This window comes from Bacillus sp. E214, from assembly GCF_008087365.1.
Taxonomy (GTDB): Bacteria; Bacillota; Bacilli; order Bacillales; family Pradoshiaceae; genus Pradoshia.
The window spans coordinates 1,074,540-1,087,698 of sequence record NZ_VENN01000001.1; the positions used below are offsets into that span (position 1 = coordinate 1,074,540).

12 protein-coding genes and 1 tRNA gene are annotated in these 13,159 nt (G+C 35.4%); 7 read left to right on the forward strand and 6 right to left on the reverse strand.

Going from position 1 to position 13,159, the window contains the following annotated elements; genetic code table 11:
• Nucleotides 1-50: 50 nt before the first annotated feature.
• On the reverse strand, nt 51-1,358 hold the full coding sequence (locus FHY47_RS04945) for a hemolysin family protein (protein ID WP_140461512.1): 1,308 nt from the start codon (nt 1,356-1,358) through the stop codon (nt 51-53).
• An 818-nt stretch (nt 1,359-2,176) separates the two neighbouring features.
• Between FHY47_RS04945 and FHY47_RS04950 the strand changes: the two genes are divergently transcribed.
• From FHY47_RS04950 to FHY47_RS04970, 5 genes are all read left to right on the forward strand, one after another.
• A complete protein-coding gene (locus tag FHY47_RS04950; RefSeq protein ID WP_066103554.1) occupies nt 2,177-2,665 on the forward strand; it encodes an STAS domain-containing protein in 489 nt (162 codons plus the stop codon).
• A gap of 146 nt (nt 2,666-2,811) precedes the next feature.
• Nucleotides 2,812-2,885 (forward strand) — tRNA-Arg (locus tag FHY47_RS04955).
• A 374-nt stretch (nt 2,886-3,259) separates the two neighbouring features.
• Nucleotides 3,260-3,859 carry a DUF6944 family repetitive protein gene (locus FHY47_RS04960; RefSeq protein WP_066103552.1) on the forward strand — a complete coding sequence of 200 codons (600 nt, stop codon included), beginning with the start codon at nt 3,260-3,262 and terminating at the stop codon, nt 3,857-3,859.
• 222 nt (nt 3,860-4,081) lie between these two features.
• On the forward strand, nt 4,082-4,498 hold the full coding sequence (locus FHY47_RS04965; RefSeq protein WP_066103550.1) for a hypothetical protein: 417 nt from the start codon (nt 4,082-4,084) through the stop codon (nt 4,496-4,498).
• Between the two features lie 6 nt (nt 4,499-4,504).
• Nucleotides 4,505-4,996, forward strand: a complete 492-nt coding sequence (locus FHY47_RS04970; RefSeq protein WP_148629767.1) for a hypothetical protein — start codon at nt 4,505-4,507, stop codon at nt 4,994-4,996.
• Between the two features lie 539 nt (nt 4,997-5,535).
• Here the strand turns inward: FHY47_RS04970 and FHY47_RS04975 are convergent.
• Both FHY47_RS04975 and FHY47_RS04980 read right to left on the reverse strand, forming a co-directional pair.
• On the reverse strand, nt 5,536-6,624 hold the full coding sequence (locus FHY47_RS04975; protein WP_139891878.1) for a copper resistance D family protein: 1,089 nt from the start codon (nt 6,622-6,624) through the stop codon (nt 5,536-5,538).
• A 3-nt stretch (nt 6,625-6,627) separates the two neighbouring features.
• Nucleotides 6,628-7,206, reverse strand: coding sequence for a copper resistance CopC family protein (locus tag FHY47_RS04980; RefSeq protein ID WP_139891877.1), 579 nt, complete (start codon nt 7,204-7,206; stop codon nt 6,628-6,630).
• Nucleotides 7,207-7,432: 226 nt separating this feature from the next.
• Here FHY47_RS04980 and FHY47_RS04985 point away from each other — a divergent pair, with 226 nt between their 5' ends.
• Entirely contained in the window at nt 7,433-7,774 is a 342-nt protein-coding gene (locus FHY47_RS04985) for a hypothetical protein (protein ID WP_148629768.1), read from the forward strand.
• A gap of 72 nt (nt 7,775-7,846) precedes the next feature.
• Here the strand turns inward: FHY47_RS04985 and fbp are convergent, their stop codons facing one another.
• On the reverse strand, nt 7,847-9,775 hold the full coding sequence (gene fbp / locus FHY47_RS04990; protein WP_066103543.1) for a fructose-1,6-bisphosphatase: 1,929 nt from the start codon (nt 9,773-9,775) through the stop codon (nt 7,847-7,849).
• Between the two features lie 419 nt (nt 9,776-10,194).
• On the opposite strand from fbp, the gene FHY47_RS04995 reads away from it, so the two are divergent.
• Nucleotides 10,195-10,932, forward strand: coding sequence for a cyclase family protein (locus FHY47_RS04995; RefSeq protein ID WP_139891876.1), 738 nt, complete (start codon nt 10,195-10,197; stop codon nt 10,930-10,932).
• Nucleotides 10,933-11,109: 177 nt separating this feature from the next.
• Here the strand turns inward: FHY47_RS04995 and FHY47_RS05000 are convergent, their stop codons facing one another.
• Both FHY47_RS05000 and FHY47_RS05005 read right to left on the reverse strand, forming a co-directional pair.
• Nucleotides 11,110-11,364, reverse strand: coding sequence for a sigma-G-dependent sporulation-specific acid-soluble spore protein CsgA (locus FHY47_RS05000; protein WP_066103540.1), 255 nt, complete (start codon nt 11,362-11,364; stop codon nt 11,110-11,112).
• Between the two features lie 164 nt (nt 11,365-11,528).
• Nucleotides 11,529-13,148 carry a long-chain fatty acid--CoA ligase gene (locus FHY47_RS05005; protein WP_148629769.1) on the reverse strand — a complete coding sequence of 540 codons (1,620 nt, stop codon included), beginning with the start codon at nt 13,146-13,148 and terminating at the stop codon, nt 11,529-11,531.
• Between the last annotated feature and the right edge of the window lie 11 nt (nt 13,149-13,159).

Sequence of the window (13,159 nt, forward strand, 5' to 3'; positions counted from 1 at the left end):
TCACCTCCAAGAATAGTAAAAAAATTTGTTGTTCCAATAATTCCTTTTGATTATTTCTTAACCTTTTGAGTAAACAATACTTGTTTAATTTGGTGGTTATCCATTTCCTTGACAGTCCATAGATGCTTACCATGCTCCAATGAATCTCCATTTTGAACAGTATCAATTTTTTGATATTGGATCCAGCCTCCGACTGTATCTATATCTTCACTGTCCTCAAACTCGAGACCAAACAATTCCTCCATCTCACTCAAAAGGACTCGTCCATTAATCATATATTGGTTTTCTCCGACTTTACGGATATCGGCCACTTCATCAGCGTCAAACTCATCGCGGATCTCTCCTACAATTTCTTCCAGAACATCTTCCATCGTAAGAATACCTGAAGTGCCTCCGTATTCATCAATGACTAAAGCCATGTGTACCCGTTCCTGTTGCATTTTCAACAGTGCATCCTGTATATGGGTGGCTTCAAGAACATAAGGCAAGTCTCTAACAAATTCTTCAAGTTTACGTTCTCTTTTGGCAGCAATATGGGTCAGCATTTTTTTCACATTCACTACACCGACAATCTTGTCTTTATCCCCATCTTCAACAACCGGATAACGTGTGTAGTTATGTTCATCAATAATACTCACGATTTCATCATAATTCATATTCAAATCAAGTGTAACCAATTCAGTTCTTGGAACCATTATATCCTTGGCTACACGTTCATCAAACGAAAACACGTTTTCCATGTATTCCAATTCCGTTTGATCAATTTCCCCGCCCTGGTAGCTTTGGGTCATAATAATCTTTAGTTCTTCCTCAGAATATGCCTCTTCATGTCCAGCAGGTTTGACTCCAAATGCACGAAGAATGACCCTCGATGTCCCATTTAAAGCTTTAATGAATGGTGACAGCACTCTGCCAAACCAATATAAAGGCGGCGCAAGCATTAGTGTGAGTTTTTCGGCAAATTGGATCGCAAGCGTTTTTGGTGCCATTTCCCCCACTACAACATGCAAGAAAGTAACCAGTATAAATGCAATCGCATAGGACAATGCTGATGCAACAGCATCAGACACATTAAAAAGATTAAACAAAGGATACAATAGACCTTCCACCGCTGGTTTACCCAGTGCACCAAGTCCTAAAGTGGTTACGGTAATACCAAGCTGACAGGCAGAAAGATAGTAATCGAGGTCACTTGCTACTTTTTTCGCAAGCACTGCTTTTTTGTTTCCTTCTGAAATTAATTGATCAATACGGGACATCCGAATTTTTACTACCGCAAACTCAGATGCTACAAAGAACCCTGAGGCTCCTATTAGTACTACAAGTAAAACAAGATTGATTATCGTGGTTATGTCCAATTATTTCCCTCTTAAGAGGGATTCACCTCCAAATTATTTTTAAAAATTTTTACTAGTTTCATAGTTTTTTACGTTTTGTTATTAGTTTTGGTTACATCCTTATAATCTCTAAATACTCTTCTGCATGCAAAAGACCAAACCGAGAATGTTATATGCTCTCAAATTGGGTGAAAATATAATTAAAAGTAGAAATTAATCGTTATCCTTCCTTACCATGGTAGGACACGATTCAAGAAGAGTTAAGCGGAAGATCCTTCTCTATTGAAAAACATCTTTAAAAGGAGTCTGTTGCATTGGATTATCATTCTAAGCCTTTCACCTTCTATCAAGTAAGCCTCCTTGAATAATATAGTTAGGAAAAACTATAACATAAAACTAATGATAATATAAAATGAAACCACTTATGAATATAATAAACCTCATCTAAAAGTTCAAAAAACTTTCACATATTTTATTAAAATAACATCCTTTGAGTACTAAACAATCCTAATAAAAAGGCAATAAACCTTTATTTGTTTATAATTTAGATAATCCTATAAAAATATCCATTTCAAAATTATTATTGGGTTTATAGTTTTTTGTATACGTAAATGCAAATATATAACTCTACAGAATCTTTAGCAGCACTCTAAAAATATTTTTATACTGTGTAGATGTAAACTCTAGGTCTAAACAATCCACCCTTATATATAGTATTCTTATCAGTCGGTTTAATTTCGAAGTTTTTTTAAAAATAAAGGATTTACTTGTGTTACTACCGAATTAAACAATAATATACCTGAAGTCAATGTATATATTTTATATAAGCGAGGTTGAAGATGGAGACTAACGAAAAAGAATTACTTCTTAAGCAAATAAATGATTTAACCGAGAAAGTCAGGGAGTTGGAAGCTAAGGACCGTAAAGTTTCAGTCCCGATGATCGCTTCCATCATACCCGACACCTTACTTGTTCCTTTAACTTTTGATGTTTCAGTAGCCTACTTTGATCAGGTTATTCAAATCATATTAAATTATGTAAACAACTCAGAAATCGATTCCATTGTACTTGATTTTTCCGGTTTCGTTCTAAAAGATTGTGATAATTTAGAACTGATGGGTGAGAATATAGGAAACTTAATATCCTCCTTAAAAGTGATGGGAATACAAGTCCTTGTTGTAGGATTATCACCAGAATTTGTAAAAGACTTAGTCTCTTCCCAATTACCTTTTACCAATTCACTACATGCATTCTCAACCTTTAAAACAGCACTGGAATGTTTAATGAAAGAAAAGGGTCTTATTATGGTAAAGGAATCACTGAAATAGATCGAGATTTCAGTGATATGGAATTTAACACCCTATAACATTTTCCGTAATAAACAAAATCATATTTATTAATTTAGAATATTAATTGGTTAATAAAGTTGACCTTTAGTAATAAAATTATTATAATTATAAAGTATCTTACATAAGTCCCAGTAGCTCAGCAGGATAGAGCAACAGTTTCCTAAACTGTAGGTCGGAGGTTCGAATCCTCTCTGGGACGTACGAAAAGCCTTGATTTATCAAGGCTTTTTTTTGTGTGTAAAGTAGCTGTCTAACGTTTGCCGATAATCTGCCGAAAACAATAGATGAGATTATACATTTTGAAATATTTCTAGTGGTGTCCCAATGTCGGTTGGTCGGGCAGCCCCCCAACTTATTACTTTTATGCTTACATATATAAGTAGGTACATTTCCTTCAAATTTCTCGCTATTATAAAAAACAAAGTTCATATTCATCACTTTTATTTACATCCTTCTTGAAGAAATTCTGGAAATAGGACCATGCTGCATGAATTTTTCGTTATTTAATTTAGCAGAACATAAATTTACATATTTGAATACGATGGTGTATGACTAAAACCACAAATTAAGTTGGTGATTCAAATAGAAACCAAAACACAGATTACAACAGGTGCAATGTGGGTAGGCGCGTTTGGCAGAATTGTAACTGCTATTGGGAATACACCACCTATATCACTCGATAATAAGGCCTCATCTGATATCAATTTAATTGGTTACAATCTTCAGCTTGCGGCTACGACAGTCCTGGTTGACACTGAGAGCGTCCTGACACTAAATAAAGTTGGTAATATAATTCAGGCGGGCGGCTTGTCTGCGGAAGTGGCCGGTTATATCCTTCCATTTAGTGATTCAAATGCACAACAAACCGTATTCAATATAGGAAATGAAGGACAAGCATTGGGCACGGTTTTGTCTTTTATGTATTCATTGGAAAGAATCACCAAACTTGCTAATCTATATAATGCATTCGGAGGTTTGTTACAAACCATTGGGATTAATATGTTAGTAATAGCGGGATTTTTACCATCAACTAGTCTTAAGAGACAGCAATTCAATTCCATAGGCAGCTGGATACAAGCTATTGGTGCTATCATCCAAGCAATCGCTCAAACAATAAGTGAGTCGGATCTTTCCAAATTTCAAACCGTTAATTCAGTTGTATACTATAAATAGATAAAATTGCATTTCTTTATAAATAGAGGCGTTCCAAAAAGTCATGTTGACGATTTATTGGAACTCCTTTTTTATTTGGTGGAATATTACAATTCATATATTAATCATTTGAAAAAAGACATCTGTAATCACAATGGCATCCAGATTATATACTCTTGGAACTTCTTTAATCTTTGGGCATATATTGTTTTAACTTACTTTATAGATCAAAGGGGAAAAGATATGGCAAACACTATAAAACAATATGGGCATGCTCTTCAATTAGCCGGCGGTAACTTAGTCTATATATCAAATAAAATCTATCCACAGTTTGCTGATAATGGTTTAATCATAAACCCAGAACAATACTATATAGATTTAAAAAATGCAGTAAATGTTGCACAGACTAGCGTTCTTTGTTTAGAAAATACAATTCCTCCCTCATTTTTAGTCATTGAACATACTCAACTAGTATCATCCTTCCAAGGGATTCTAAATTGCCTAAACAACGTATTTAACACTGATAGTATGGATCATTTATTTGAATTAAATGAAATAGAACTTGAGAAAGATTTTTCATCATTAAAAAGAATTCAAGAGGATTTAAATCAAACTACATTAAAAGTTATGGAGAAAATCAGGCTACAATCAAGTAGGTGATTAGAGTTGATTAAAAAGGACTCAGAAAATCAATTTATCGAATCTTTGCCTGTTGAATTTGGAGATAAGGTTGATTTATTTGGCCAAATGATTGTCACAATAGGTAACCTTCTTACAGTTCTCGGCATCAGCTTTGAGGCAAGCGAAGTTGAGGAAATTGAAGAAGAAGAGCAATTAGAAAATACGGCAGATTCTTCTCCCCCCCCTGACCAGGCCAATGAATCCAACTTAGGTTTTATCCTTGCATTAATTGGAGCAAGTACTATAACAATTGGTGATTTAGTATCTATTGGCGGTACTTTTCTGGATATAAAACAATCAGAATTAAATGAAAAGAATGAGCAAACATACAGGGAAGAACAAAACAAACAATTTAAAAAAATCGAGAACCAGATTACCCTATTGCAAAATGATGTGAATGCTTTATTTTCGTTAGTTAATTCATTAAAAAATGAAGTTAGTCATATACAAAATTTTTTATATGCTAGATATAATTAAATGTATTTCCACACGTTTCTTTATCTCAATGGGATATATCCTATATCCTCACAATCGAATCAGCTATATACTTATCTTTATAATTTCAGATAGTACCATACAATAAGCTCCACATGTTTTTGAGCATAGTTGTGAGTAAATTGCAATTAATAGTCTGTATGCATATATCCATAAATAATTTTTATATTTCTCATTAATAAAAACGTCCTATAAATGCCTAGGACGTTCCTATTCATTATGCTTCTGCTGACTTTCGTTTCGTAAGAACGAATATAAAATATAGTTGGCAAAGCGATTAAATCTTTTTTGCTTGATGACCACACCCTATGAATACTTTGTAGTTATTCGTTACTCTATTGCTTCACGTTTAATCACCGATTTAATCGCTTTTTCAATTTCAGCGTAGCCCGTACATCGACATATATTCCTTATATAGAAAAAGGCCAATCCATTCATGAATGGCACCCATTTTGTTAAAAATAAACTCATTTTATAATCGCTAACTTAAAACCTACGGAAAAATTTATAATAATTCCCTTTTAACTAACACTCATGATCAAAGCCAAATAGCTTGAAAGGACAAAGAAGATACTAAGCACTAATGTAATCATTGATGAAGCTTTTTTAATAAACGCATAAAATAGCAAGGCTAAAAATAGAAAAGCAATAGTAATAAGTAAGATACTGATTGAATTTACACTCATCTGAACATCCATTCCTGAATAATACTGACCTTGATAAAAGAGTTCGAATAGAAAAGATAATCCTTCATGTTCCAATGTACCTGCACTTGGCGGTGATTGCTGGCTCATTGCAGCAGTTGCCGAAAAAATCAGTAGTGCTACTATACTTTCGGCTTTCACCCAGGGAACTGGATTAAAGGTTTCGTCCTCCCTTAACCTCCGTCGAATGAGTATGCCATTAACGAAAGCGTAGGCAAGCAGCACCATAATAAGAATATGTTTTATCAATAAAAATTGTCCATAATCAACCATCCAAGAATTTGGATATTGCGATAGATCTATAACAAATGTCATAAGGACTATTCCTGAAGCAGCTGTCACTAGGACACAACTAATTGCGATTGGGGTAAACCATCGCAAAAACTGCAGCCAATTCTCTTGATTTTTTGAGAACCAACTTATAACAAATAGAATACCAACCCAGACCGTTACAGCAGTAACATGCACAAAATGAGTTAAAAAACCGATGATCTGTTCCGATGTACTTGCATGACTGGACCAAGCAAGGCCCATAATCAAAAGAATGGTTAAAATACATCCAATCCAAGAGTATTTAGAATCTTCTCTTTGGTGAAATTTAGCAATAAACAGGAGTAAAATTAACATCACAATAGTTGTAAAAATCCATGCCTTGCCAATTTCGAACGTTAATAATACCGTTTGTATTCTCCCCTGCCAGTCTACTCTTTGCTGTAAGTTCAAGATTCGAATGAGTACGGGTGAAAAAGAAAATAATCCAACACCAATGGCAGCTAAGATCATATATTTCTTTCCTACAGATATGCTAGGCCGATGATGGTTTGGAACAATGGATAGAATAAAACTGCCCATTAATATGGAAAGACAAAGATATAGGGCAACTTCGCTAAAAATTACAGAGGACATTGTTTATTTTTTTCTCCTTAATGCAATAAAGGTGATTATAATAGTGACTATTAAAACACCGATAATAATAGGAACGAGATTGGATGATATATCATTTTCTGTTTGATCATTAGCAACATTTTCATTCGAATCCTGTTCATTTAAACCATCTTGATTTCCTTCATGATTTTCTACATTTTTACTCACTTGTTCTTCCTCATCGTTATTAGCTAGTGGAGATTCAGTCTCAGCAATTTTCACCTCGAATGAAAACTCCCCTTCCATTTGATGGCCATCTGCACTAATAATATTCCAATCAACAACATAATTTCCATTTATCAAACTAACAGGAATTGTTCCTGTAATTTCAGTGTCCGTGATCGTAATATTTTCAACTGAAACAGCTTGTTCCTTGGAATCCAATAGTTTAAAAGTACTGCCTTGTTCAATTTTCCCACTAAATATTAATGTTATTTCACGTAACTCTTCTGAAATAACTTCTCCGTCACTAGGTGTAGAACTCTCTAAATGAGAATGCGCAAAAGCATCAGGTACAAAAGAAACCATTAACAGTACTGCGATGATTAGTATAATTTTCTTCAAAACATTTCCCCCTGTTCGTAATTTCTTGAAATCAATTCTAATTATTGCAAAGTTTACATGTATCCCAAATAATAAGATAAGCGTATTCAGACTTATTTGTAAATTATAGATTACAATAGGTTTGATAATTTAAGGAACCCCTCACTATAATATAGGAAATAAAGAAAACAAAGAAGTCATTTACCTTTATTTAGAAGTCACACAATTAACAAGGAGATTATAAACTATGAAATATATTTGCCCCGTATGCGGTCATAAAGGGCTTGATGAACCCGCTTATTATGATTCCAAACAGTTACAAGTGGGTTCTTTTGAAATATGTTCTTGTTGCCGGTTCGAATATGGTGTAGATGATGATGTGGAATTGGAAAGCGGAGAATTTTTACCCGTAAGAGATGTACACAATATCTATCTTACAGTGTGGCTGAATTTAGACGCACATGTCGCCTCACCTTATTACTATCCAACTTACTGCCAAGAGAACGGGAAAGTGAAGCCAGAACATTTAGAAAAGCAATTAAAGAATATAGGTATAAACACATTTGGAAGACCGATACATGAAGTATAAAGTTAACCATATTGATTTTGCTTAAACAAAAAAACAGGAACACTGTTCCTGTTTTTTAAGTACAAGCTGCTATCAATCCATATAGCGATATTCCCTTAAACTATTTAATATTGAAATTTCCTGAATTATTTTCTCTCCAATATTGGTTTCTCTAACCTTTTTCCGTTTTAATTCTTTATCTACCAATCTTTTTATTGATAAAACATCTGTCCCGTTAAGTAAGACATCTTCCTTTGAATTAAAATGCTTATGGGCGACCAATTGCATACCGTAAGAATTATATAGCAATGTATATCCTGCTATGCCTGTAGTTGATTGGTATGCTTTGGAGAAACCTCCATCAATTACGATCATTTTTCCATTTGCCTTAACTGGATTTTCTCCCTCTATTTCTTTAACTGGTGTATGGCCATTTATGATATGACCTGTGTCAGGATCCAGATCAAAATCAGCTAGTATTTTGCGACAAATTTCTTCATTCTCGCGTAAATGATAGTATGGATTCTTTCTTTCTTTATGGGTTGACTTGTCCTTAATAAAGTACCTCTCAAAAGTTGTCATTTCTCTTTTTCCAAAGAGTGACGAATATTCTCCCGTCCATAAATACCAGACCATATCCGTCGCAAGATCACCCGACTCTTCAGGATGTGCAAAAGAATAACGTAAATATTGCTCAAAAACATCAAGTAACTCACGACCTGAATAGGTGTTATTATCGACGGTCATCTTCTCCATATTTCCTTCTTCATCTAAAGGAATACACCCATGTATTAATAGGTTCCCGTTATATTTTAAATAAAGGCTTCCTTTCTTCATAAGGAAATTCATATGTCTCGCGAGCTTTTCTGAATTCTGAACTGAGAATAATAGCTTTTCCATAACCTGCTGTTCTTCCTCTAATAACTGTTCAGGCTGTTCGGGATTAACCGTGGCAAAGCAAGTGTTTTCAAGAGGGTAAGTCTCCCCATAAATCGTTATTTCATTTTTATCATAATCAATTTTCTCTAATAAAAGCCTATCTGACATATTAAAGCACGGACGTCTCTTTATTATAGGCATTTCGAGTTTGAATTGAATCATCGCAATTGCTTGATGAATTTTCGTTATTTGTAATTTTTCATGACTAGATAGTTTCTGATCTGAATGTACCTTTGGTCTGAAAGCCGGATTGTCATCATAGTATTTCTCAGCCAGAGTTAACAAAGGCCTCAAATTGATTCCATACACATCTTCAATAATATCGAGATTGTCATACCTTGCACAAATACGAATAATATTAGCAAGACAAACCAATGAACCAGAATAAGCACCTAGCCAAAGTACATCGTGGTTACCCCACTGAATATCAACCGAATGATAATTGATTAGAGTTTCCATGATTTTATCAGGTTCAGGTCCACGGTCATATATATCGCCAACAACATGAAGATGATCGACAACCAATCTCTGAGTTGTATAGGCAAGACCTGTTATGAGTTTATCAGCTTGGCCTAAGGAGATGATTTGCTCAACAATTTCATTATAATATTTTTCCTTATTTGCTTGATTCGTTTTGTACAGCAGTTCTTCGATAATAAATTCAAACTGCTTTGGCAATGCTTTTCTTAATTTCGAACGGGTATATTTGGATGAAGCATGAGAAATAAGTCTCATCATCCGCTCAATAATAACGATATACCATTGATTCAATTCTTCTTTATTATCAAATTGATTTTTAATTAACTTTAATTTCTCTTCAGGATAATAAACTAATGTCGCAAATTCATTAATTTCTTTTTCTAATAAAACATCTTGAAACAAGTCTTTGATTTTTTGTTTTACATTCCCGGAACCGTTTCTCAGTACATGTTGAAAAGCTTGATACTCCCCATGTAAATCACTGACAAAATGTTCTGTCCCCTTCGGTAGGTTAAGGATGGCTTCCAAATTAATAATTTCTGTTACTACTTTTTCTTCACAATCATATTTTTGGACGAGTAAGTCCAGGTATTTTGAATTCAAATATAAGTATCCCCTTTCGATATTTCTATCAATCTAATCGATTGGATCTAATTAATAAAAGGGGAAAGCGAATGCATTTGTAAATTCCCCGAATTAGCGAATATAGTAATTTAATTATAATTTATTTAACCAATAGTTGAATACAGATTTTTTAAATTTCTAATAGTAAAACCGTCTTTGCAATAATAACTTTGACCGGGATAAGTTTTTTAAGAATGAATAATTCTATTTCACTATTGGTAAAAATCATGCTCAATTCATTAACCATTCTCTTATCTGTAATGATATTAACTATTGCAAAAGTAATAAAAAATATCATACCTGATATTCTTTTTAAAGGGAGAGCTTGTTGCCGTTACACCTCTATGATAAAGTATATAATAATTATATGAAAATTGAAAATTATGGAGGCTGAGTAGATGGTAAACAATCTGTTGCAGGTACTTAATATCTTGAAATCTAAGGAGTGGGTGGACCTCACTCATACATTTGGACCAGATTCCCCTCATTTCTTTATGTTTGATGACGCACAGATTGATACTTTATTTACTCATGAAGACGGATTCATGGCACAGCGTTATTCGTTCGCTGGTCAATATGGAACCCATATTGATCCTCCCATTCATTTCGTGCCAGACACCCGGTATTTGGACGAATTGGAACTAAAGGAGCTTGTGTTGCCCTTGATTGTGATTGACAAATCAAAAGAGGCGGCGAAGAATCCTGATTTCACACTCACCATCCATGATATTTTAGATTTTGAAACAGAACACGGAACAATTGAGGCAAATACATTTGTGGCTTTGCGCACCGACTGGAGCAAGCGCTGGCCAGACAAAGAGGCCTTCTCCAACAAAGATGAGGAAGGCCATAATCATATCCCTGGCTGGGGCTATGAAGCGTTGAAATTTTTGTTTGAAGAACGAAGAATCAAAGCTATTGGCCATGAAACCTTTGACACCGATTCAGCTATTGACTTCCGTAAAAATGGGGAACTTAGAGGCGAATATTATGTACTTTCTCAGGATACGTATCAAATTGAACTCATGAAAAACCTGGACAAGTTGCCTCCTAAAGGAGCTATCATCTTTAATATCGTACCGAAACCTGAAAAAGCGTCAGGCTTCCCAGTACGTTCGTTCTCTATTTTGCCTTGATAGGACAAATATAAAAAAGGAGTTGCTATGCACCTCCTTTCTTCTTGAGCAATTTTTAGTAAATAAATCTTATATAGTGTCTCTGGAATAATTGAATCGTTCTGCCTTCTCCCTGAAACGTATGATGTCAGCAAAGCTTGATTTTGTAATCTTGAAGTCGTGCGAAATAAAAATTCTTCAAACAAACAACAACTCATAAATCTCATTTAAATGCTTGGATCGTTCTTCGTCCTGCTCTTGGTTTGAATAAGCAATGGCATTTTGTAAAACCCTATTTAGGTAGTGACTTTCACCCACTGATAAATCTCTGACAAACTGTTCTCCGCTGTCGTAATTTCCGTCAGAAATCATATTATAAATATGCTTGCCAACTTTGCTGTCCTCCGTATGTGCTGATAAAATTTCCTTCACATATCCTAATGACTGGTTCATAAAGTACACTCCTTAATGAATAGTAGTTATTCCTTTATTCTTTACAGGAGAGAACAAATCATACCAGCATTTACCGATTCATCCTTAGATTTATAAAGCAACCGCAATAAAAAAGCCTAAACCATATCCTTGATGGTTTAGACTTCTCCCCTACCTATCCACTATTAGTTATTAGATACTCTCTCTTGAATCATTTCTCTCAATTTAGCCTTTAGAAATTTACCAACGGAGGTTTTCGGGATTTCATCCATAAAGATGATTTCATCTGGAATCCACCATTTTGCAAATTGCGGCTTAAGGAAGCTTTGAATCTCTTCTTCGGTAACCTTTCCATGAAATTCAGGCTTAAGAACTACACACCCGACCGGTCTTTCCTGCCATTCGGGATGCGGTATGGCTACGACACTTGCTTCAAATATCGCCTCATGAGCCATTAAGGCGTTTTCCAGATCAACAGATGAAATCCATTCACCGCCGCTCTTAATTAAATCCTTTGTTCGATCGACCAGCTTGATTGTGCCCTCTTCATCTACAGTTGCTATATCTCCAGTCAACAGCCATCCGTCTTTAAATGCCTCAGCAGTCCGTTCATCACGATAATATTCATCTGCAATCCAGTTGCCCCGTAACATCAGCTCACCCATATCCAATCCGTTCCAGTTCACTTCTCCTTCAGAGCCGACCACTTTCATTTCCAGGCCTGGTACAAGCAAGCCTTGCTTAGCTCTAATATCGAGCAGCTCTTCTTCCGGTAAGTCTAACTGATAGCTTTTCAGACGTGATACAGTTGCCAATGGTGCCGTTTCTGTCATTCCATAAGCATGTAGGAATGGTATTTTATATTTAATTTCAAATTGCTTAATCAATCCTTTTGGTGCAGCCGAGCCACCGCATAAAATAAATTCCAATGTGCTGGTATCATATGTACCTTTTTCAAGCTCCTGCAGGAGACCTAACCAAATTGTCGGCACACCAGCTGTTTTTGTCACACCTTCTGATTGGATAAATTCGGCTAATAATTTAGGATTAAATTGAGGTCCAGGCAGAACCTGAGTTGCTCCAAACCAGGTGGCCGCAAATGGCAATCCCCAGGCATTCACATGAAACATTGGCACAACAGGCATGACCACATCACGTTCAGAAACAGCTGTTGTATCTGCTAGGCCGAGTGCGAAGCTATGCAGCACAATCCCCCGGTGCGAATACAATACACCTTTTGGATTCCCAGTTGTTGCTGATGTATAGCACATTCCTGCTATTTCATTTTCATCTAAATCATTTATAAATGGAGTTTTCGGGTTGCCGACTGCTAGAAGTTCTTCATATGAATATGCGGGTTTAAGACTTGTTGAGGGTATTTCTGTCTGATCCGTCATAATGATACAGGCCTTGACGGTTGTCAGCGCTGGGGCGATTTTTTCTATTAGGGGTACAATATCTTCATCAATCAATAGTACCTTGTCTTCTGCATGATTAATAATATAGGTAATATGTTCTGCGGATAAACGAATATTAATGGTATGGACAACAGCTCCAATGCCAGGTACTGCAAAATATGCTTCGAGATGGCGATGGTGATTCCACGCCAGCGTACCGACTTTATCACCTCTTGATACATTCATTTTCTGGAGTACATCCGCCAGCCTTCTTGTCCTTTCACCGATCTCTTTGTACGTTAATCGCTGCACCTTATCATGAGTCCTTGATACCACTTCTTTCTTCGGAAATACTTTTTCAGCTCTTTCCAGCAAAGAATGTACAGTTAATGGCACGTGCATCATCATTATTACCCCTT